The organism is Pseudoalteromonas sp. SA25 (assembly GCF_011378705.1).
GTDB classification, from domain to species: domain Bacteria; phylum Pseudomonadota; class Gammaproteobacteria; order Enterobacterales; family Alteromonadaceae; genus Pseudoalteromonas; species Pseudoalteromonas arctica.
The window spans coordinates 88,154-109,556 of sequence record NZ_WTKV01000001.1; the positions used below are offsets into that span (position 1 = coordinate 88,154).

Genomic DNA, 21,403 nt, shown 5'->3' on the forward strand with positions numbered 1-21,403 from the left:
TACGTCTGCATCTAACTTTTAGCGATAATTACTTTATACCGCTTTATGGTAAATCTCTGAGCCTGTTTGCTTAAACTGGGCAGATTTAGCTTTCATTTCGGCTTCTACATCAACCATTTTTATTTCAATAGCGTCGCCAGCGTTATTAGGATCAATACCGCGTGTTTCTAAATCTTTAGCGTAATCGCGTACTTCTTGGCTAATTTTCATAGAGCAAAATTTAGGACCACACATAGAGCAAAAGTGAGCCACTTTGCCTGATTCTTGCGGCAGAGTTTCGTCGTGATACTCGCGAGCTCGGTCTGGATCTAAACCAATATTAAATTGGTCATGCCATCTAAACTCAAAGCGTGCTTTTGATAAGGCGTTATCGCGCTCTTGCGCGCCAGGATGCCCTTTTGCTAAATCGGCGGCATGTGCAGCTATTTTGTAGGTAATTAAGCCTTCTTTAACATCTTCTTTATTTGGCAGACCTAAATGCTCTTTAGGTGTTACATAGCAAAGCATTGCACAGCCGTACCATGCTATTTGAGCCGCCCCGATACCAGAAGTAATATGGTCGTACCCTGGTGCAATATCGGTCGTTAGCGGACCTAATGTATAAAATGGCGCTTCGTCACAATGTTTTAATTGCTCGTCCATATTGGCTTTAATCATGTGCATTGGCACATGTCCTGGACCTTCAATAAATACCTGCACGTCGTGCTTCCACGCAATTTTAGTCAGTTCACCTAATGTGCGCAGCTCACTAAACTGTGCTTCATCGTTGGCATCAGCAATCGAACCAGGTCGAAGTCCATCACCGAGTGAAAAACACACATCGTATTGTTTTAAAATTTCGCAAATATCTTCAAAGTGCGTGTATAAAAAGTTTTCTTTATGATGCGCTAAACACCACTTAGCCATAATTGAGCCACCGCGCGACACAATACCGGTTACACGTTTAGCGGTCATTGGTACATAACGAAGCAGTACACCCGCATGAATAGTAAAGTAATCAACACCCTGCTCGGCTTGTTCAATAAGCGTATCGCGGAAAATTTCCCACGTTAAATCCTCAGCCACACCATTTACTTTTTCAAGAGCTTGATAAATCGGTACTGTGCCAATAGGTACAGGCGAGTTACGTACAACCCATTCGCGCGTTTCGTGAATGTAACGACCCGTTGATAAGTCCATCACGGTGTCTGCACCCCAGCGGGTAGACCACACCATTTTTTCTACTTCTTCTTCAATAGATGAACTAACCGATGAGTTACCAATGTTAGCGTTAACTTTAACTAAAAAGTTACGCCCAACAATCATAGGCTCTGTTTCTGGATGGTTTATATTATTTGGTAAAATAGCGCGACCACGGGCTATTTCGTCGCGTACAAATTCTGGAGTGATAAATTCAGGAATACTCGCGCCAAACGACTCGCCTTTATGCTGCGCTGCTAATAATTCTTTACGAATTTCTGCACGTCCCATATTTTCGCGAACGGCTACGTATTCCATTTCAGGAGTAATAATCCCTTGGCGTGCGTAGTGCATTTGCGTTACGTTTTTACCAGCGACACCACGGCGAATTTTTGGAAGGTGATCAAAGCGAATATGATCTAACCCTTCATCTGCCATGCGTTGCTGCGAAAATTGCGACGTCACTGATTCTAAAATTTCAGTGTCACCACGGCTTTCAATCCATTGTTCACGAAATTTTGGTAAGCCTTTGCGTACATCAAGTTCAAAATTAGGATCGGTATACGGGCCCGACGTATCGTAAACACGTAGCGGATCGTTTGACTCATAAACAGGGTTTTCATCTGTACCGCCAATAAACGTATCACTTAATGTGATTTCACGCATACCAACGCGCACGCCAGGTTGAGTGCCTTCAACGTATACTTTATGAGAATTTGGGAACGGTTGACCCGTTAAGTTATAAATATATTCAGACGCGGCAGCACGAGTTTCTCGGCGTGACGCTTTATTTGTAGTATTTGACATGACTTGCCTCATTGCTTAAGGGTTGTCTTGTCAGATATTCCGAGGAATAGAGAAAGATCGTAAAGTAGCGTACATGCTACTTTGCAGCCTAAAATAAACAAAATCACTTTATTGTGCGCATAAAAAAAGACGCACAAGCGTCCCATTTTAGGCAGCTTGTTCCCTACGCAGGTATTAACCTGATCAGGTTCACGGATCCCGCTTTCGCGATCTCAGCCAAAAACTAATTACTTAGCTTTGGCACTCCGACAAGTATTGATATATAAATTCTGTTCGTTAATTTGAAGGTGTTACCCAACAAATCTGCGCTGAGTGTACGTCAGTTAAAAACTGCCCGCAAGGGGCTGTTTTTCAAAAACTTAAAATTATTTAGGGATAAACACAAATGTTTGCTCGCCTTGCATGACTAATTGCTGGCCTTGCATTTTAAGCTCGGCACCTTGCTTTAAGGCTTGTAATAACTGCTGCTCAAACTCATCAAGGTCTTCGCCGCACGACTTGCGCGTCATTCCTAATTTACTTACGGTAAGGTTACTTTCTTCAAGCGAGCCTTCACCAAAAAATTTGTTACAGCCAGCAAAACCGTTTACTTGCAGTGCTTCAATAAAGCTCATTGATGCATTAAACGAAGGTGGAATTGCTAAACCATCAACACGTGATAATTGCCATTGGGTGTATTTAAGCTGCTCACTGGTAACCGTCCCTGTTGATGCGCAACCAACACATAAACCGACTATAAGCATCGGTATTGCTGCTAATTTCATGCTACTACTAACTAATTGTCTAATTAATGTAATTGTAACAATATTTATGCCCTTTATCCGTTAAAAATGCATGTTTTAAATGTAAATTTTTGTTCTATGATAGTTCAAAAGTTATGCGATTAAGTACTAAGTTGTAGTTTTAAATACGTTATCTATTTGCTCTGGTAAAAACGGTCTACCTTTTTCATTAACAGACGTTCCTATAACCAGTGCATTGAGCATTACTTTTTCATCGCTTTTACGTATAACCGTTTGCTTAAACGCAAATTTTAAACGACTAATACGCTGCGGCTCCACAGCCACATAAAATTCATCACCTGGTAATAGTGAATGTTTATAGTCCATTTCGCTGCGCATCACGACTAGGTTAATTTTATCTTTCGCTAATTGAGCAAAATCAATACCGTGTGCGTACAAGAATTCATGGCGAGCATGCTCTAAATAATTAAAATAAACACTGTTATTTACGATACCTTGTAAGTCACATTCGTAATCACGTACTTTGAAGTCAACTTTAAAGGTCATATTAGTAATCCTGATTATTTAACGTATAATTGCCGCGTTTATAGCACATGTGTTTAAATAATTGCTACCATACGAGTCCCTAAAATGGAGTTAAGTAACCCAATGAACTTACGTTTGTCTTTAATTACTGCCGCACTTTTACCGCTGCTTGGTGCACCAATTGCAGCTAACGCTGATGATAGCGACCTAGAAAGAATTGTTGTAACCGGCGATTTTCAGCGCGAAAGCATTCAAACTTTAAGCGCGAGTGCGAGCTTATTCAGCGAAGATGAAATTAATCAACGTGGTGCAAGTTACTTAGACGAAATGTTAGGCAGTACCGCCAATGTAAATTTTGCATCTGGTGCATCGCGTGGTCGTTACATCCAAATTCGTGGCGTGGGACTTCGCTCACAATTTGTAGATCCTATTAATCCATCTGTAGGCTTAGTTATTGATGGTATTAACTATTCTGGTCTTGGTGGCAGCTCATTATTATTTGATATAGACCAAGTAGAAATTTATCGTGGCCCACAAGGTACACGCTTTGGCGCAGACGGTATGGCCGGTATGATCCAAATGGGTTCAGCTAAAGCCACAAGCGATCCAAGCTTAAAATTACAAGTAGGTGCTGGCACATACAACACCCGCGAAGCAGGAATTGCAGCAAGCACAGGCTTAACAGATGACACTAGCGCACGCGTTAGCTACTTTCGTAGAAAGTCAGACGGTTACGTAGATAACCTGTACTTAAATGACGAAACACAAAATCAAGACGAACAAGTAGCGCGTTTTAAATTAAACAGCCAGCTTACAAAGCATTTAAATACTGAGTTAAACCTTCACTATATTGACATAAACAACGGCTACGATGCGTTTACGCTTGATAACAGCCGCAATAGTGTTGCTGATGAACCAGGGCAAGATAATCAAGAAAGCTACGCAATAGGTGTTAAGAATACTTATACGGGTTTTGACGCTTTTGATGTAAATCTAAACCTATCGGCTATCGATACCGAATTACTTTACAGCTTTGACGAAGACTGGGTATGTAACGATACAAGTGAGCCAAAGTTATGTGCTGCTGGCTTACATCCAGATGGATACAGCTCAACTGATTTATACAGCCGCGATCGCGACGATCAGTCTGTAGATTTACAGTTTAATTCTAAAACGGGTAAGTGGGTTGCGGGTATTTATTACCAAAACCGTGACGTTGATTTAGAGCGCCAATACACATGGTTAGCAAGCCCGTTTTCTTCAACTTACGAAACGAGTAACGTTGCAGTATATGGTCAAGTAGCGACTCCAATTGGCCCTAAAACAACATTAATTACAGGTTTACGTGTAGAGCAATACCAAGGCGACTACACCGATAGCAATGGCTTTATACAAGACACTGACGACGTGATGGTTGGCGGTAAAATAGCACTTGAATATCAAGTGATTGATCGTACTATGATCTACACCAGCATTACGCGTGGCTACAAAGCTGGCGGTATTAACTCAGAAGCGCTTGCTAAAGCCAAAGATGAAGGCTTAAACCTAAGCGCTGATTTTTTCCAGCAACACACCAGTTTCGACCCTGAATATTTATGGAGTGGCGAATTTGGTGTTAAAGGTTCATCACTTGATGACAAATTTACGCTTCGCTTAGCTGCATTTTACATGCACCGCGACGATATTCAGTTAAAAGCATGGCAAGTAGAAGGTCAGCAATTTACCGGTTATGTTGATAACGCAAGTTCTGGTAGCAACTACGGATTAGAAGTTGAGGGTAGTTACCAACTAACTGATAATCTATTTTTAACGGGTAGTGCTGGTTACTTAAATACTGAAATTGACGACTTTGTAACGCAATCAGGTTTAAATCAAGACGGTCGTGAGCAAGCTCAGTCACCTAAATACCAGTATGCGTTTACTGCTCGCTATAACTTTACAAGTGAGCTTTACGGTATGATTGGTGTTGAAGGTAAGGACGACTACTACTTCTCAGATAGTCATAACTCACAGGCACCAAGCAGCAACTTAGTTAACTTAAGCTTTGGCTACGAAGCTGACATGTGGGCAGTTCGCGCATGGGCTCGTAACGTGTTTGACGAAACAGTCCCTACACGTGGCTTTGAGTTTGGTAACGATCCACAAGATGGTTACGCAACGCATACCTACACACAATTAGGTGAGCCTCGCGTAGCAGGTGTTACGTTTACGCTTAATCTGTAAAGCACAGCCGTTGGCTTTCAAATGAAAGCTACAGCAAGCAAATAAAAACACCGCGTTTAAATTAAACGCGGTGTTTTTATTTGTAGGTGAGGTTTTATACCTCGCTTTTTATAAAGTTAAATTACATGAGCGCGAAATAAATTCGCACCTACAGGTTTGGCGTATGTTGTTGGGGTTGATGTTTATTTGTAGGTGAGGTTTTATACCTCGCTTTTTTATAAAGTTAAATTACACGAGCGCGCAATAAATTCGCACCTACAGGTTTGGCGTATGTTGTTGGGGTTGATGTTTATTGTAGGTGAGGTTTTATACCTCGCTTTTTTATAAAGTTAAATTACATGAGCGCGAAATAAATTCGCACCTACAAATATTCCACCTACGCCTACAGGCTAAGCATCACGCTCTTTGCACATCAAACGCTATTACGTCTTTAATTTTCTCTTTATTTGTTGCGAGCATTACAAGCCTATCTATACCCAAAGCAACCCCTGCGCATTGTGGTAATCCATGTTCTAGCGCTTTAATTAAACGTGTATCCATTGGTACTTGCTTTAAACCGTTGTTAGCGCGGTATGTGTTATCTTCATTAAAACGTTTAGCTTGCTCACTAGCATTTGTTAATTCGTTAAAGCCGTTAGCCAATTCCATATTTTTGTAATAAAGCTCAAAGCGCCCTGCTACGCGTGCATCATGTTCACAAATTTGTGCAAGTGCCGCTTGAGAAGCTGGAAAATGATAAACAAAACACGGTTTTTCTTGTCCTATTGTTGGCTCCACTTTCATACAAAATAATAATTGCAGTAAGGTATCTTTATGCGTTTCATTTTGGGCTATATCAGCAAACCCCTGCTTACACGCTAGTTGCTTTAATTGCTCTATGCTTGCTGTTAACGGATCGAGGCCGAGTGCTTTTTCAAACGCTTGCTGGTAGGTAAGTCTAGTTGCAGGCTCGACGCCTAAAACAAGTTGCATTAACTCATCCATTTCATCCATAAGTGCAAATTCATCAAAGCCTGGGCGATACCATTCCAGCATTGTAAATTCAGGATTATGATGGCTACCCGCTTCTTCATTTCTAAATGCCTTACAAAGCTGAAAAATAGCGCCTGAGCCTGCTGCTAACAAGCGTTTCATGGCAAACTCTGGAGATGTTTGTAAAAATAGAGGAAGCCCACCAGCATGCCCTGGACCTACAAATTTGGTATTAAAACTAGCTAAGTGCACATCGGTTACACTGGCAGCACTTAAGCTTGGCGTTTCTACTTCTAAAACATCACGTACATAAAAAAATTCACGGATGCTACGTAATATCGATGCGCGTTGTTTTAGTGTTTCAATGCTTGCGCTTGGGGCCCAAAGATCTGCTGACATATTTTCTCCAAAAAAAAATCCCAGCGTAAGCTGGGATTTTATAAACAATGTTAAAGCTTACTTAACACGGCTTACGTATTCACCGTTACGAGTGTCTACTTTAATTACTTCGCCAATTTGTACGAATAATGGAACTCGTACCACAGCGCCTGTGCTAAGCGTTGCTGGTTTACCACCAGTACCCGCTGTATCGCCTTTAAGGCCAGGATCTGTTTCAGTGATCTCAAGCTCAACAAAGTTAGGTGGTGTAACAGCAATAGGGCTGCCGTTCCATAATGTAATTGTGCATAAATCATTTTCAACTAACCATTTTACTGAATCGCCTAGTGCTTTTTCGTCAGCAGCAATTTGCTCAAATGTTTCGTTGTTCATGAAATGCCAAAATTCGCCGTCTGTGTATAGATACGCTAAATCTGTATCCATTACATCAGCACCTTCAACTGATTCACCCGATTTAAAGGTTTTTTCAAGCACCTTACCAGAGATAAGTTTACGGATACGAACACGGTTAAACGCCTGACCTTTACCAGGTTTTACCATTTCATTTTCTAAGATACTGCAAGGCTCGCCGTCCATCATAATTTTTAGGCCGCCCTTGAACTCGTTGGTGCTATAATTCGCCATCGTTTCCTCTATTTATATTTTTTCGAGTAATCTACATGCCAATGATACAAAGAAATGAAGCAAATTTGCATAAAAACTGGCAAAAAGAATTAGCAAATGTAGTTACCTGCCCAAAAACCTTGCTTGAAATGGTCGGTTTATCGAGCCAAGTCCATGAAAACGACCTAAAAGCCCGTAGTTTATTTCCGGTACGCGTGCCTATCCCTTTTATAAAAAAAATACGCAAAGGCGATCCAAACGATCCTCTTTTATTGCAAGTTATGCCACGCCATCAAGAATTTTTAAGTAAGTCGGGTTTTAATAAAGATCCCCTACTTGAGCAAGATAACGAACAACCCGGCCTTTTACATAAGTATAAATCGCGTGTTTTAGTAATGTTTAAAACCGGCTGTGCAGTCAATTGTCGTTACTGCTTTAGAAGGCATTTTCCGTATCAAGAAAACCAACTTAATAAAAAAAGCCTGCTTGAAACACTGAGCTATATAAAATCAGATTGCAATATAAACGAAGTGATTTTAAGTGGTGGCGATCCACTTATGGCCAAAGACGACGCAATAAGCTGGTTTTTAGATGAGCTTGAGCAATTACCACAAATTAAACGAATGCGTATTCATAGCCGTTTGCCAGTAGTTATACCTGCGCGAGTTACCGATGAGTTATGTGAGAGATTAGCAAAGTCGCCATTAAAAATTATTTTTATTAATCACATAAACCACGCCAACGAAATAGACGCTGATTTTAAAGCTGCCATGCAAAAGCTTAAACAAGCAAACGTAACGCTTCTAAACCAAGCTGTAATTTTAAAAGATGTGAACGATACTGTTGATGCGCAAATAAATTTAAGCGAAGCGTTATTTGACGCAGACGTATTGCCGTATTATTTGTATTTGCTAGATAAAGTTGAAGGGGCAAGCCACTTTGATATTAATGAAGCGCAAGCAATTGAGATAATGGCAGAGCTATTAAAAGCTCTGCCTGGATTTTTAGTGCCTAAATTAGTAAGAGAAATCGGTGGTCAAAAAAGCAAAACACCTATCGATCTTAAGCTAATTTAAAACAGCATTTAAACGTATATATTTACGTTGTTACCCAATGATGCTGTTACCGATTTAGCCGGTGTTTGCGCACTTGACGATTGTGCAGCACCTTCAATAAGTGCAAGAGCCGCCGCGCCATCTGCTAACTGCTGCTTTTTAGATAAAGCAGCGCTGTAAAGCTCACTGCCTTGGCCTGAGCCAGAAACAGCGGGTAAACTTGTGCCTGATATATTCATATAACAAACCTGACTTTTAAATGTAATCCAAGTATTATGTCGGCAATGCAGTGCAAAGCTTTAGGAAAACCATGGATTCTATTATTGAACAACTCAATGCCAACTTAAAAATTGTTTATCGTCAGGCACTTGATGCTGACAAAAAACTCGACGAGCTTCAACAGCAAGGTCACGGTAAGTTTAAAGCCTTATTTACTGCCGATTCAGGCTTTAGCTTTGAAGCTAAACGTTTTAAGCCTTACGTACTTGACGTAGCCGCTGATGTTGAAAGCTTATCTAACGATGGTTTTGATGAAGAAAAACTGAAAACAACCGTTATTAAGTTACAACAAATACTCACGTTGTTAGCTACTTTTAAGTAAAGCTTAAAAATAAAAATGGTAATATTTGTTCACCAAACCACTCTGTTAGTAAGCGTTTTTCGTAATAAAATGATTCGTCGCGGCCCATTTTAATTTTATCCATAAAGCCCATATCTTTAAGCTCCACATCAGTATCTTTACTTAGCACTGTACCGTCGTTATCGGTTAACGAATAATTTAACTTAATGCGTGGAAAGTAAATTGGTTTTACTACACGAATTTCGTCCATACCACCATAACGCACATCACCTGCTAAATCTAAATCTGTAATCTCTACGTTTAATTTATAATCTTTTGGCAATTGCTCGGCTAGTTTAGCCATATGCTTTTCGAAACTTGCTGCCACACTTTTGTGATATGAGCTCTTTGTTTGGTTTGACGCTCGCACATCACGATAATCATTAAAGTCATGCCATTTAACAACAGACTCACCAGCATGGGCAAGCGCAGGTAATGCAATACACATTGTTGTTGCTATTTTTTTAACTAAATTCATATCTTTCTCCAAAGAGGTAGACCAATCACAAAAGTGTAGATTGGAGTAAACCTAGCATTAGCTATTACTAGACTCATTTTAGCACTTGTTTATTAACTATAACTTAATCTTACGTATAAAGTGTTACTTGTACTGAGTAAAATGTAATCAAAAGTACTTAATTTACCGTTATTAAAAAAAGATGTTATTTAAACTATAGAAATTACAGATAAAGCATGTAAATCACCTCTATTTATGGTGAAATTAACTCAATTGATAAAAGGTACCCACGGAGCTTTCATGACTATTTTAGTAACCGGTGGCGCTGGCTATATTGGCTCGCACACTGTTTTAGAACTTTTACAGCAAGGTAACGATGTTGTTGTTATTGATAATTTAAGTAACTCATCACAAGAATCACTTGCGCGCGTAAAGAATATTACAGGCAAAGAGGCCACTTTTTACCAAGGCGATATTCTCGATAAATTCTTTTTAGATTCAGTATTTGCAAAACACACGGTTGATAGTGTTATACATTTTGCGGGCTTAAAATCAGTAGGCGAGTCGGTTGCAAAGCCCATTGAGTACTATCAAAACAATGTACAAGGTACGCTTACGCTTGTTGATGCAATGCGCGATGCTGGTGTATTTAAATTAGTATTTAGCTCGTCAGCCACAGTATACGGCGACCCTGCAAGCTTACCAATTAAAGAAGACTTTCCTGTAGGCGGTACTACTAACCCGTACGGCACATCTAAGCTGATGGTTGAGATGATGCTACAAGATATCGCCAAATCAGATGAGCGCTTTGCGTTTGCTATTTTGCGTTACTTTAACCCTGTGGGTGCACATGAGTCGGGCTTAATTGGTGAAGATCCTAATGGTATTCCAAACAACCTTTTACCGTTTATCGCACAAGTAGCGGTAGGTAAATTAAAGCAACTCGCTGTATTTGGTGATGACTACGACACAATTGATGGCACAGGTGTACGCGACTATATACACGTTGTAGATTTAGCTATTGGCCACTTAAAAGCGCTTGATAAAATTGCCAGCAGCACGGGTGCATTAGTTTATAACCTAGGTACTGGTAATGGTTACTCTGTACTACAAATGGTTAATGCATTTATTAAAGCAAGCGATCAAGCTGTACCCTATCAGGTTTCACCTCGCCGCCCGGGTGATATTGCAGCGTGTTATGCAGCGCCAGAAAAAGCACTTAATGAACTTGGCTGGGAAGCAGTGCGCGGTATTGATGAAATGATGCAAGATACATGGCGTTGGCAGTCAAATAACCCTAACGGTTATAAGGGTTAAGTAAAACAAGCTTTGCGCTTACAATAGGTGCGCGGCATCAAGCCGCGCATACCGAGCATTTTAAACACCGAATTCAATTTTATGGCTGCGTCGTAGGCGTAGAGCTTACTCACGCGAAAAGCACAGCTTTTAATTACTTGTATCTAATATCCAATATTTAATAACGAGTATCTTCGTTATGTCTGCGCCCACTGTCTTAGCAAGTTATGATAAACCCCTGTTAATTGAATAATCTCTGGGCTATCTTCTACTTTGCTGCGCAAACTTTGAATCGACATATCTAAATCAAAGAGTAAACCACGTTTTTCGTCGCTGTTTACCATGCTCTGTAACCAAAAGAATGAGGCTAATCTGCGCCCACTCGTTACTGGCATTACACGATGTAAACTCGTTGAAGGGTACAACACCATACTGCCTGCTGGCAGCTTTACGCTGTGTGAGCCATAAGTGTCTTCAATAACAAGTTCACCGCCCTCATAGTCTTCGGGGTCATTAATAAATAACGTCATTGATACATCTGTACGAATTTTTACTGGCGTACCCGGCACTTGTCTAATCGCATTATCTACATGCACACCAAACGATTGCCCACCTTGATAACAGTTAAAAAGCGGAGGAAAAATTTTTGCGGGGAGCGCTGCCGACATAAACAAATTACTACGCGCAAGTGCTGCCATAATAATGTCGCCAAGCTCTTGGCATTCAGGGCTATTTTCAGGTAGCTGTAAGTTATTTTTTGCTTTGGTTGATTGATGCCCTGCGGTAATACTGCCATCGGCCCACTGCGCTTTAAGCAAAACCTCATGACAATACGCCACTTCTTCTTTCGTTAGTAGCTCTGGAATTTTAACTAGCATGTGCGCCCTCTCACATTTTCATCAAATAATTAAGGGCAGAGTTAACTCTGCCCTTTTATGCCGTACTTATTTTACTCTTAGAAAGAGTAGCTCGCTGTTAAGCTAAACTTACGACCATCACCTGGTACAAAGTGTCCACCACCTAACTGATCAACGTAATCTTTATCACCTAAGTTTTCACCATTAAACTGCAGGCTCAAATCTTTTGATATGTCATACGCAACCATCAGGTCAAAAATAGTATAACCTGGCGCACGAGAGCGTGTTGACGTAGTACCGTTGTAACGCTCACCTACATATTGCGCACCTAAACCAAACGATAATTTATCCGACATATCGTACGTAGTCCAAACACTCGCGCTATTTTTAGGCGTACGTGCAAGCTCGTTACCAATTTGAGTTGCGTCGTCGCCTAATGCTTTAGTTACTTCGCTATCTTGGTAAGTGTATGAAGCAATTACAGTCCACTCTTTAGTAATTAGGCCAGTTGCTGAAAGCTCTAAACCTTGAACGCGCTGCTCACCACCGAGTATTTCGTCACTTGAGCTATCTGCAAATGGGTCATCAGTACGGGCATTGGTTTTTTCAGTACGGAAAAGTGCAGCATTAGTTTGCAGGCGGCCATCCATCAGGCTCCATTTAGTTCCTAATTCATAACTGCGGCTTTCTTCTGCGTCTAAATCAGCTGCATTTGAACGCGTAGATACCGTTAGGCTTTCCGCTGATGGATTGAATGAATTACCTGCGCCTAAATATACACTGCCGTTTTCTGTAGGTTTATAAACTACAGCTGCATTCCAGCTAAATAAATCGTCACTTGTAGAAATTAAAGCGCTTGGATCATTGTAATCGTTGTGATAATCCGTAGTGAAGCTATCAAAGCGAATTCCACCTGTAACTTCCCATTGCTTGTTAAGCGTCACTGTATCAAATGCATAAATAGCTTGGTTTTTAGCTTTAGCTTCAATGCTTGTACCGTCACGGCCGTACACACCCGTAAATGCAATTGTTGCATCAGGGTTGTATAAGTCGTTACGTATTCCATCTTCAATTAGGTTATCAGGCGTAGTTGCAACAAAGTTATGGCGTGTAAACGTTTCATTTGCAAGTTCAACACCCACTACTACGTCGTGAGTAAAGCCAGCAAATTCATAGTTACCAATTAAATCAACTTGAAGTGCAGCAAGTGAATTTTCAGTATCACGTGTTTTTTCATCTGCAAAGGTAATGTCAGTGTCTGTTGTAACCGAGAAATAACGCGGTGCAGTTGTTACCGATTCACGTTTTACTTTACCTAAGCGACCTTGCACACGTAACGTAGTATTTTGAGAAAAATCATACTCATAACGAGCTGTTGTTGAGTAGGCTTCAATATCTTCGTAATCACGATAAATATTACCGTAAAAGTTATCAAAGTCGACAGGAGAAGGTGAGCGCGCGCTATCTGCAAGTTCAGCTACTGGCGTATCACTGTAAACCCAAGGAATACCGTAATCTGGTAAATTATCTTGGCGTTGATACTCTAGGTTTAAATCAAAACGGCTGTTTGTACCAAGTCCTGTTGCAAATGCAAGCGCAACAGCATTTGTTTCATTTTCAACATGATCACGACCTGCAACATCACCTTTATCAGTAAGAAGATTGATACGTAGTGCGCTTGTATCGTTTACTTGAATGTTAGTATCAAAACGACCACGGTAATCGTTTTCTGTGCCTAAACGTAGCGAAACGTCGTTAAAATTGTCCAACTTCGCCTTTTTACTTTCTAAATTAACACTACCACCTGTTGCGCCACGACCAGAAACTGCTGAGCCTGGGCCTTTTGCAACTTCAACGGCTTCAATGTTGTAAATATCACGTGTGTAACCTGCAACATCACGAATACCATCAACAAAAATATCATTTGTAGCACTAAAACCACGAATCGACATGCTATCGCCAGTAGGTGAGCCACCCTCACCTGCTGCTAAAGAAATACCTGAAACATTACGCAAAGCATCACGTAGGCTATCTACGTTTCTATCTTTCATTACCGCTTGGTTAATTACCGTTACAGTTTTAGCTGTATCGAGTAGCGGTTGAGTGTATTTATGCGACGTTGATTTTTCGACAACATAACTAGACTCAGTTTTAGTTTCTGCTTTAGTTACCGATAGTTCTTGAACATCCTGTGCACTTGCCCAAGTTGAAAGCGTTGCCGTAACAACCGCTGCAATTGGCTTTATGTAGGCATTCCCTTTATTCGATGGCTTACTCATGGTTACTCCGTAGTTTTTATTAAGCACTTAACTATTGTTAATTTAAGGTACATATTTAATTTCGGCGAAATCCTACCACTCAAACAACGCAATGTAAACGATAACTGTTATCAATTGCATTGTTATGTGAATTCCTATATTGTATACACACTCAAAAATTAACAGTAATTACGTCCCTGTAATTGCTTGTCGTAACTTTCAGGATTGTTGTTAAGTAATGCGAAGCTTAATTAAACCAATTAGCGTAGTTATCGCGCTTTGTAGCACCATGGCAGTAAAAGCCGACACTGTTAGTGAGCTAGAACAACTCGTTAATAAATGGCTACAAATAGAAAATCAAAACACAGAATTAAATACTCATTGGCTTGAACAAAAAAGCAGCATGGAGCAAACCTTAACGCTTCTAAATGCTGAGCAGCAGCAACTTAGCGAGCTTAATCAGCGTAGAAAAAAAAGCACCAGTGAGCTTGCCCAAAAACGCGAGCAACTTGTTACTAAGCAATCAGAACTTGAAAATGATCAACAGCAATTAAATGATCAACTAGCACGTATCTCTCAGCAATTACTTTCATTACAAGTGCAATTACCCCCGCCACTTTTAAGTAGTTGGAATAACACTGGTGATTTAAGCGACTCACAACTCAGTACAACTGACAAATTACAAACAGCGCTAAAAATGCTGACTCTACTTAATGATTTTCAACAACGTATTTCAATTCACGAAATGGCTATTAAGCATCCTGACGGGCAAGAAGTGTGGGTAAAGCAGCTTTATTTAGGTGCAGCACAAGCATGGTTTGTAAGCGAAGATTTAAGTTACGTAGGTATTGGTTTTCCAAGTGACTTAGGTTGGCAGTGGGAATTTGACTCAAGCATTAATGCTGAGCAAGTTGCACTGGGTATTGCTGTACAGCAAAAAAAGCGCGCTGCTGATTGGGTAACACTCCCAATATTAAGTTATGTAAATAAAAACCAGCAAGGGGCTAAATAATGGCTACTAACAGCATAATTAAAGTATTTAGCGCCACAGTGTTACTTTTAAGTGCAAACATTTCTTTTGCAGCTAGCAGTGATGATGCTAAACAAAGTATTTTAAGTGATATAAAAACAGCGCAACGTACTCTAAATAAAACTCAAAATAGTATTTCAAAAGAGCAAGCTACCCTTGCAAAGCAAATTTTTACCAAGCAGCAATCGCTCAGTAAATTACGCGAACAAGCAGCTGTTAATCGCCGCTTAGCTGACGAAAACACATTAAGCCTCGATCAGTTACAAACCCGATTAGACACTTGGCAACAGCAGCAGCAATATCAATTAAACTTACTTAGCCGTTTTGTGCGCAAAAATACCAGCAATAGTGCTAGCAGTAACGAGTCGACTAATAGCCAAAACGAGTTATTAAACCGTGTTGTATCGCAAATTAATAATCAAGAGCAGGCACTTTATCCTCAGTTTAAAAAACAATCGGTTGTGCTAAGTAATGGCGAATTAAGCCAAGCTAATACCCTTCAAGTAGGGCCTGTTGCATGGTTTAGTACGCAAACACCTAAACTTATGGGTTTATTAAATTTAGATGATGAATCTAATGCATTAAAAGTAGCGTTAGTACAATCAACAAGTGACGATAACCCACTCGATAATACTTTAAAGCAAAACGGTGTAGGCTCAACATTACTTACTTTTGATCCTAGTTTAACGCACTTAGTGACTAGCCAAGCCCAACAAGAAAGTCCGCTTGAACACTTAGAAAAAGGCGGTTTATGGGCTATCCCTATTATTTTATTTGCCTGCTTTGCACTAACCATTGCGCTATTAAAAGCCGCACAGCTACTACGTTTAAGTAAAATTAAAATGCACTCTCAAATGCAATTACAGCAATTTTTTAAAGCTGAAAATAGCAGTGAATTTGCAGGCATGCAGCAGCAGCTATTTAACTTAACGCTGCAAAGCGAAAAAGGCCAAGTACGAGACGATCAATTATTTAATCAGTTAATTCACGATAAGCATAAACTCGATAACTTTATTGGCGCTATTGCCGTTACAGCTGCAGTAGCTCCACTACTTGGCTTGTTAGGTACTGTTAGCGGCATGATCGAAACATTTAAAATGATGACCTTGTTTGGCTCAGGTGACCCAGAAGTTGTATCGGGCGGTATCGCACAAGCACTTATAACAACCGAATTGGGTTTAGTCGTTGCCATCCCTGCATTGGTATTAAATGCACTGTTATCACGTAAAGCAAAAGCGTACTACAGCCAACTAGAAGGCTTTGCATTACAGCTAAGTCAACTAGAAAAAGGAGAAACCAATGTTTGAGAAAATCGTTAGTAACCCTATTTGCTGGTGTATTCTTTTACTCGCTTTATTTGTATACCAGCTGATTTTTCATGACTTACTGCACCTTAAACAATACCAAGCGCAGCGCAAAGGTTACTGGCAAGAGGTTAGCTCTATTTTAACTGCCGCTCTTCCGCTACTTGGTTTATTAGGCACCATTGTTGGTTTGCTTGATACATTTAAAGTAATGGCGCTGGGCCATAACGAGTTAATGAGTGACGCCATTGGTGATGCATTACTAACAACTCAATTGGGCCTTGTGTGCGCTATTCCCGCGTGGTTAATGCAAGCGTATTTAGCGTATTCACAACGTAATCCTAAATTACATACGTTAAGTAAGCAGTTAGGGTAACACTATGCAATCACGTTTAAAGCACAAGCTAGAGCAAGAAGCGGGGCAACATATCGATATGTCGCCGCTACTTGATGTAGTATTTATATTGCTAATATTTTTTATTGTTACAACCGTATTTGTACGCGAAAGCGGAGTTGAGGTTGATAAACCACAAGCCGTATCGGCCAGCCGCCTTGAGCAGCAAGTTATATTTTTAGCAATAACCGACTCTCAACAAGTATTTTTTGATGGCAGCCAAATTGGTGTTGCTGGCGTGCGTAGTAGTGTCGAGCAAATGTTAAAACAGCAACAACGCCCTGTGGTTATTCAAGCTGATAAAACAGTACCTACTGAGTTACTTGTTCAAGTAATTGACGAAGCAAAGCTGGCAGGCGCGGCGCAAGTTAACTTAGCTACGAAGCAATAATATGCACACGATTGAGTCGTCTCAAAAAACAAAAAACAATCGCCATCCACTTTTTGCATTTGGCCTTAGCCTCATTGTACTTAGTACTGCATTACTACTTTTATGGCTTGGACAACTTGCCGAACACCATATACAAGACAAAGTGGTTGTACGTGAGATTGCCATGGTGGCACTGCCACCTCCCCCACCTCCATCAATATCACAACAGCAAACAAGTGAGCCAATGCAAAGCTTAGCGGTAGAAGGTGCAGGCGCGTCAATTCAAGCCGTAAAAATTAAGATCAACAGCAATTTAAGTATTGTAAAACCCGATACACCTAACGTAAAAGTAAGCGCGCCACAGTGGCAATCAATGAGTGTAAATTGGGATGCATTTAGCTTAAATCAACTCGATGGTCTCCCCACTTTACTTACTCCCGTCAAGGCCGTTTTACCAAAAAGCTTAACCCGCCGAGGTGTTGATGTATTTACTGTAAAACTCGATGTATTTATTGATGAAAGTGGCAAGTTAAGTTTAATTGAGGTAGTACAAAACCCATACCCTGAACTTAAACCAGCTATCGACAAAATTATTAAACAAAGCCGCTTTAGTGCACCTAAAAAAGAAGGTGAAACCGTACGCGCTCGCTTTATTTGGCCAATCGAATTTAAACCTTAAGCCTATTAAAATGAAAAATATGAATATATTTAAAACGCTAAAACCATTAACTCGCGCAGTTATCACTACTTTAATGTGCTCACTCCCTTTATTAGGTGTAAGTAGCGTGCATGCAAGCGCTGCTAGTACGCCACTAAAAGTAACGTTATCGCCTAGCGATCCAACATGGCAGTTGGCTATAAATAATAAATTACTAGGCCCTACAGAGGTCCTTATTGAGCCGACCGAGCGCGGTTTTGCTCGCCAAGTACAACCACTAATACAAGCCGGTAATTACAGTGAAGTTGCTGCGCTATTTAAAGGCCGTGATATAAGCCAAGATAGCACTGCTTTAAACTTATTACGTGCACAAGTTCTGCTTTCAACAAAAGACTTTAATAACGCTGAACTAGCTTACTTAGCGTGTTTAAAAGCTTCACCTGATTTAGTAAAAGCTCACCAAGGTTTGAGCCTTTTATACATGCAACAAGCAAAGTATGACAAAGCACAAACACACCTAGTTCACAGTATTGAACTAGGCCAAGCTGACGCACAAAGTTATGCGCAACTTGCTTATATACACGTGCAGCATAGCCAACCTTGGAGTGCAGTAGCGGCGTACCGCCAGGCGCTCATGCTAGCGCCAGAAACAAGCCAATATCAACAAGGGCTATTGTTTGCGTTAATTGAATCGGGTGATTTAAGTCAGGCAAATGCATTATTAAAAGAATTACTCAATAAAACCCCTGATGATGCTGAACTTTGGTTGCAACGTGCACAAATAGCATTACAGCTTGATCACAAAAAGCAAGCGCTTGCTGCTATTGAAGTGGCCTTAAAGCTCAACCCTAAAGATACCAATAACCAGCTTTTAGCAGCTCAGTTGCACTTAAGTGAAGGTAGCAGTGAACGCGCTGTTAGTTTATTAAAGCAAGGTTTAAAACACGCCACTAAACAGCAGCAAGTTGAGGTTATTAATACCACGATGCAAACTTTAGGCTGGCTTGTATCTCAACAAAAATGGGATTTAGCTAAAGATCTAATAGGCAGCGCAAAAAGATTAACTAAGCAACTACCCCGTGATGAACAAGCCCAGTTTTCTGTATACAGCGCACAAATTGCTATGCAACAAGGTAATACTAAACGTGCTCTTAAAAGCTTAAATAACGCACTTAAAATAAACCCGAATTTAGGTGATGCCCTACTTAGTTTAGCGAGTATATATCGCAGTAAAAGCCAACTTACCCAAGCAAAACTTATGTACGTTCGTGCACAAGCCCTACCTGATTACCAACTATCGGCGTGGCTTGGATTATCGCAAATAGCGATTGATTCTAAAGACTACCCGAGCGCGCTAAAGCATCTTAGAAAAGCATTACAAGCTAACCCACAACGCCAAGACTTAATTACTAATATTCGCGCCCTTGAGAATATAGTGCGCCAAGAGGGGTAAGTTTAACACCGTGGTTAAACTTTCTTGTAGACACAGCTTGCTGGCGTGACGAGCAAAGCTCATAATTTCTATGCTTTAATGTTTTCTCATTTACTCCTCTTTGTGCAATAAGATCTTAAGTGATTTATTCACAAAGAGGTTTAGAGGGTGCTTCGCTTTAGAGAAACCAATAAGTAATCAGTTATAAATATTAAAAGCTGCGCTTCTCACGTGAGCAAGCTCGTTTACAATATATATAAAGCGTTACCAATTTTGCATTTCGACTATGCGTGATTGCGTTCGTGCATATTCAAAGCTCAACTTTTTACCTTTATATAAATGTTCAATGTCGGTTTGCGCATTTATCACTAGCAATTTATGGCAATCGTAAAACTCATCTACTAAGGCAATAAAGCGCCGTGCTTCGTCGTCAAAAGTATGCTCATCAAGTGTTTGTTTTTCGCGTTGGTAACTATCTTCTATACCGTGAACAATAACTTTACCCGTTGCTTTAGCACCCATTTGCGGCACGTTCGATACATATAACACATCAAATTGCGTTGCTAAAAACATATAGTCGTTAGCACTGCGTGGGCCTGAACATAGCGCCATAAAATCAATCATCAAGGCATTATCGGCTCTTAATAAATAAGGTAAATTGCGCCCATGCACACTAACTGTATTGCAGCATGTTACAGCCGGATACGAAGCTAAAAACTTACTTTCAAAATCGTGATTTGATAAATTAATAAAATAGTGACGACTGTTTTTACCATATCTAAAACGGTGATCGTCCTCCCCTGCCACGTTAATTATATGGCAATGGTTATTAATTAAATCGATAGTAGGTAAAAATCGCGCCCGTTGCAGGCCGTTGTAATAAAGCTGCTCTGGCTTTGCGTTCGATGTGGCCACCAGCACAACTCCTTGTTCAAACAACGCATTGAACAATCTGGCCATAATCATGGCATCGCCAATGTCGCTTACAAAAAACTCGTCAAAACATAGTACTCGAATACTTTTAGCCCACTGTTTTGCAATTAGGATTAGTGGATTTTTTTGACCTTGTAGCTGCGAAAGTTGGGCATGCACTTGTGCTATAAAATGATGAAAATGCAGCCGCTGCTTTTGCTCAATAGGTAGGTTTTTATAAAATAAATCCATTAACATGGATTTACCACGCCCTACGGGTCCGTATAAATAAACACCTTTTATTAAAGTCGCTTTTTGCCACCATGATGTGTGAGCTTGAAGTTGCTCGCTTAGCGTATTTAAAGCTTCCACTGCATTTTGCTGCGCAGCATCAAAACACAGTTCACCTGTGTCTATTTTTGCTTGGTAAAGGTTTAAAATTTGTGTGCTGTGCATTGTCATGGTATTTCACTATCGGCTATAATCGCGCCCATTGTAGCCGACTAAAAATGTGAACCAAAATGAAATTCCCTTGCCGCTTAGATAAATTTATTAGCCACTTAGCTGAAATACCGCGTACCCAAGCTCGCGCGAGTATTAAGCGAAAAGAAGTAAGCGTTAATGGCGAAGTAATCACATCACATAATTTTCAGCTAGCCCAGCAAGATGAAGTACTGCACCAAGGTGCGCCTTTGGTATTTTTAGGTAAGCGCTATTACATGCTAAATAAACCTGTTGGCTATGTATGTGCTAACAGTGACGAGCTACATAAAACTGTTTTTGACTTACTTGATGAGCCAAATATGAGTGACTTTCATGTAGCAGGTCGTCTTGATATAGATACCACAGGGTTAGTTATTATTACTAATGATGGCGATTGGTCACATAAAATTACGTCGCCTAAAAGCAATAAATTTAAAACCTACCTAGTCGAAACCCAAGAGCCTATTACCGATGAAGCACTTGAGCAATTACGTACAGGCGTCATGCTGCATAACGAAAAAGATTTAACCCGCCCAGCTATAGCAGAGAGACTTGCTAATTACGGCTTGCGTTTATCAATAAGTGAAGGTAAATATCATCAAGTTAAGCGTATGCTTTACGCGGTAGATAACAAAGTAGTTGAGCTGCATCGCGAGCAAATTGCGGAAATTACCCTAGATGAAAACTTGGCTAGTGGTGAATATCGATTATTAACAGCGCAAGAAATTAAGCTATAAAAGTGCTTTAAAGGAGCTAAGGCTTGGATTATTAGTTAAAACAATATAGCCAAACTTTTACTTGAGCCTGTTGGCTTGCTCTACTAAAAT

21 protein-coding genes and 1 riboswitch are annotated in these 21,403 nt (G+C 40.3%); of the genes, 11 read left to right on the forward strand and 10 right to left on the reverse strand.

Translation table 11 applies throughout. From position 1 onward, the window contains the following. Positions 1 to 33: 33 nt before the first annotated feature. From thiC to GQR45_RS00505, 3 genes are all read right to left on the reverse strand, one after another. Positions 34 to 1,986, reverse strand: coding sequence for a phosphomethylpyrimidine synthase ThiC (thiC, locus tag GQR45_RS00495; protein ID WP_165724763.1), 1,953 nt, complete (start codon positions 1,984 to 1,986; stop codon positions 34 to 36). 143 nt (positions 1,987 to 2,129) lie between these two features. Beyond that, positions 2,130 to 2,244: riboswitch (TPP riboswitch) on the reverse strand. Between the two features lie 107 nt (positions 2,245 to 2,351). Next, a complete protein-coding gene (locus GQR45_RS00500) occupies positions 2,352 to 2,750 on the reverse strand; it encodes an META domain-containing protein (RefSeq protein WP_306344991.1) in 399 nt (132 codons plus the stop codon). Positions 2,751 to 2,876: 126 nt separating this feature from the next. After that, positions 2,877 to 3,275, reverse strand: coding sequence for an acyl-CoA thioesterase (locus GQR45_RS00505; RefSeq protein WP_010555268.1), 399 nt, complete (start codon positions 3,273 to 3,275; stop codon positions 2,877 to 2,879). An 84-nt stretch (positions 3,276 to 3,359) separates the two neighbouring features. Between GQR45_RS00505 and GQR45_RS00510 the strand changes: the two genes are divergently transcribed. After that, a complete protein-coding gene (locus tag GQR45_RS00510) occupies positions 3,360 to 5,477 on the forward strand; it encodes a TonB-dependent receptor (RefSeq protein ID WP_206008470.1) in 2,118 nt (705 codons plus the stop codon). A gap of 396 nt (positions 5,478 to 5,873) precedes the next feature. On the opposite strand, the gene epmA is transcribed toward GQR45_RS00510, so the two are convergent. Then, a complete protein-coding gene (gene epmA, locus GQR45_RS00515) occupies positions 5,874 to 6,848 on the reverse strand; it encodes an elongation factor P--(R)-beta-lysine ligase (protein ID WP_024589783.1) in 975 nt (324 codons plus the stop codon). A 57-nt stretch (positions 6,849 to 6,905) separates the two neighbouring features. Further along, positions 6,906 to 7,472, reverse strand: coding sequence for an elongation factor P (gene efp, locus GQR45_RS00520; RefSeq protein WP_010555265.1), 567 nt, complete (start codon positions 7,470 to 7,472; stop codon positions 6,906 to 6,908). Positions 7,473 to 7,513: 41 nt separating this feature from the next. On the opposite strand from efp, the gene epmB reads away from it, so the two are divergent. Then, positions 7,514 to 8,527 (forward strand): EF-P beta-lysylation protein EpmB, encoded by a 1,014-nt coding sequence (gene epmB / locus GQR45_RS00525; protein ID WP_165724902.1) that lies wholly within the window; start codon positions 7,514 to 7,516, stop codon positions 8,525 to 8,527. Positions 8,528 to 8,535: 8 nt separating this feature from the next. Here the strand turns inward: epmB and GQR45_RS00530 are convergent, their stop codons facing one another. After that, entirely contained in the window at positions 8,536 to 8,745 is a 210-nt protein-coding gene (locus GQR45_RS00530; RefSeq protein WP_002960797.1) for a hypothetical protein, read from the reverse strand. Between the two features lie 71 nt (positions 8,746 to 8,816). Here GQR45_RS00530 and GQR45_RS00535 point away from each other — a divergent pair, with 71 nt between their 5' ends. Next, complete coding sequence (locus GQR45_RS00535; RefSeq protein ID WP_165724764.1) at positions 8,817 to 9,107, forward strand: prephenate dehydrogenase; 291 nt, start codon at positions 8,817 to 8,819, stop codon at positions 9,105 to 9,107. Here GQR45_RS00535 and GQR45_RS00540 read toward each other — a convergent pair. Continuing rightward, positions 9,100 to 9,603 (reverse strand): DUF3016 domain-containing protein, encoded by a 504-nt coding sequence (locus tag GQR45_RS00540; RefSeq protein ID WP_165724765.1) that lies wholly within the window; start codon positions 9,601 to 9,603, stop codon positions 9,100 to 9,102. The two genes, GQR45_RS00535 and GQR45_RS00540, sit on opposite strands and share 8 nt — an antisense overlap. A 279-nt stretch (positions 9,604 to 9,882) precedes the next feature. Here GQR45_RS00540 and galE point away from each other — a divergent pair, with 279 nt between their 5' ends. Then, complete coding sequence (gene galE, locus GQR45_RS00545; RefSeq protein WP_165724766.1) at positions 9,883 to 10,899, forward strand: UDP-glucose 4-epimerase GalE; 1,017 nt, start codon at positions 9,883 to 9,885, stop codon at positions 10,897 to 10,899. Between the two features lie 176 nt (positions 10,900 to 11,075). Here the strand turns inward: galE and GQR45_RS00550 are convergent, their stop codons facing one another. Together GQR45_RS00550 and GQR45_RS00555 are read right to left on the reverse strand one after the other, a co-directional pair. Then, the gene (locus GQR45_RS00550) at positions 11,076 to 11,756 is read right to left on the reverse strand and encodes a Fe2+-dependent dioxygenase (RefSeq protein ID WP_007585050.1); all 681 of its coding nucleotides are present in this window, start codon (positions 11,754 to 11,756) and stop codon (positions 11,076 to 11,078) included. 77 nt (positions 11,757 to 11,833) lie between these two features. Further along, positions 11,834 to 14,014, reverse strand: a complete 2,181-nt coding sequence (locus GQR45_RS00555; protein WP_165724767.1) for a TonB-dependent siderophore receptor — start codon at positions 14,012 to 14,014, stop codon at positions 11,834 to 11,836. 217 nt (positions 14,015 to 14,231) lie between these two features. Here GQR45_RS00555 and GQR45_RS00560 point away from each other — a divergent pair, with 217 nt between their 5' ends. The 6 genes from GQR45_RS00560 to GQR45_RS00585 are packed head-to-tail and all read left to right on the forward strand — an operon-like array spanning position 14,232 to position 19,202. Continuing rightward, positions 14,232 to 15,005: a DUF3450 family protein gene (locus tag GQR45_RS00560; RefSeq protein WP_165724768.1), complete on the forward strand. Its 774-nt coding sequence runs from the start codon at positions 14,232 to 14,234 to the stop codon at positions 15,003 to 15,005. Beyond that, on the forward strand, positions 15,005 to 16,330 hold the full coding sequence (locus GQR45_RS00565; protein WP_165724769.1) for a MotA/TolQ/ExbB proton channel family protein: 1,326 nt from the start codon (positions 15,005 to 15,007) through the stop codon (positions 16,328 to 16,330). The genes GQR45_RS00560 and GQR45_RS00565 overlap by 1 nt, the downstream gene beginning before the upstream one ends. After that, a complete protein-coding gene (locus GQR45_RS00570) occupies positions 16,323 to 16,703 on the forward strand; it encodes a MotA/TolQ/ExbB proton channel family protein (RefSeq protein WP_002960812.1) in 381 nt (126 codons plus the stop codon). Before GQR45_RS00565 ends, GQR45_RS00570 begins: the two co-directional genes overlap by 8 nt. Before the next feature lie 4 nt (positions 16,704 to 16,707). Continuing rightward, entirely contained in the window at positions 16,708 to 17,112 is a 405-nt protein-coding gene (locus tag GQR45_RS00575) for a biopolymer transporter ExbD (RefSeq protein WP_010555259.1), read from the forward strand. 1 nt (position 17,113) lies between these two features. After that, positions 17,114 to 17,770, forward strand: coding sequence for an energy transducer TonB (locus tag GQR45_RS00580; RefSeq protein ID WP_165724770.1), 657 nt, complete (start codon positions 17,114 to 17,116; stop codon positions 17,768 to 17,770). Positions 17,771 to 17,789: 19 nt separating this feature from the next. Then, positions 17,790 to 19,202, forward strand: a complete 1,413-nt coding sequence (locus GQR45_RS00585) for a tetratricopeptide repeat protein (RefSeq protein WP_165724771.1) — start codon at positions 17,790 to 17,792, stop codon at positions 19,200 to 19,202. Positions 19,203 to 19,445: 243 nt separating this feature from the next. Here GQR45_RS00585 and zapE read toward each other — a convergent pair whose 3' ends face one another. Further along, positions 19,446 to 20,555 (reverse strand): cell division protein ZapE, encoded by a 1,110-nt coding sequence (zapE, locus tag GQR45_RS00590; protein WP_165724772.1) that lies wholly within the window; start codon positions 20,553 to 20,555, stop codon positions 19,446 to 19,448. Positions 20,556 to 20,614: 59 nt separating this feature from the next. Between zapE and rsuA the strand changes: the two genes are divergently transcribed. After that, entirely contained in the window at positions 20,615 to 21,313 is a 699-nt protein-coding gene (gene rsuA, locus GQR45_RS00595; RefSeq protein ID WP_121953663.1) for a 16S rRNA pseudouridine(516) synthase RsuA, read from the forward strand. Positions 21,314 to 21,403: the final 90 nt, after the last annotated feature.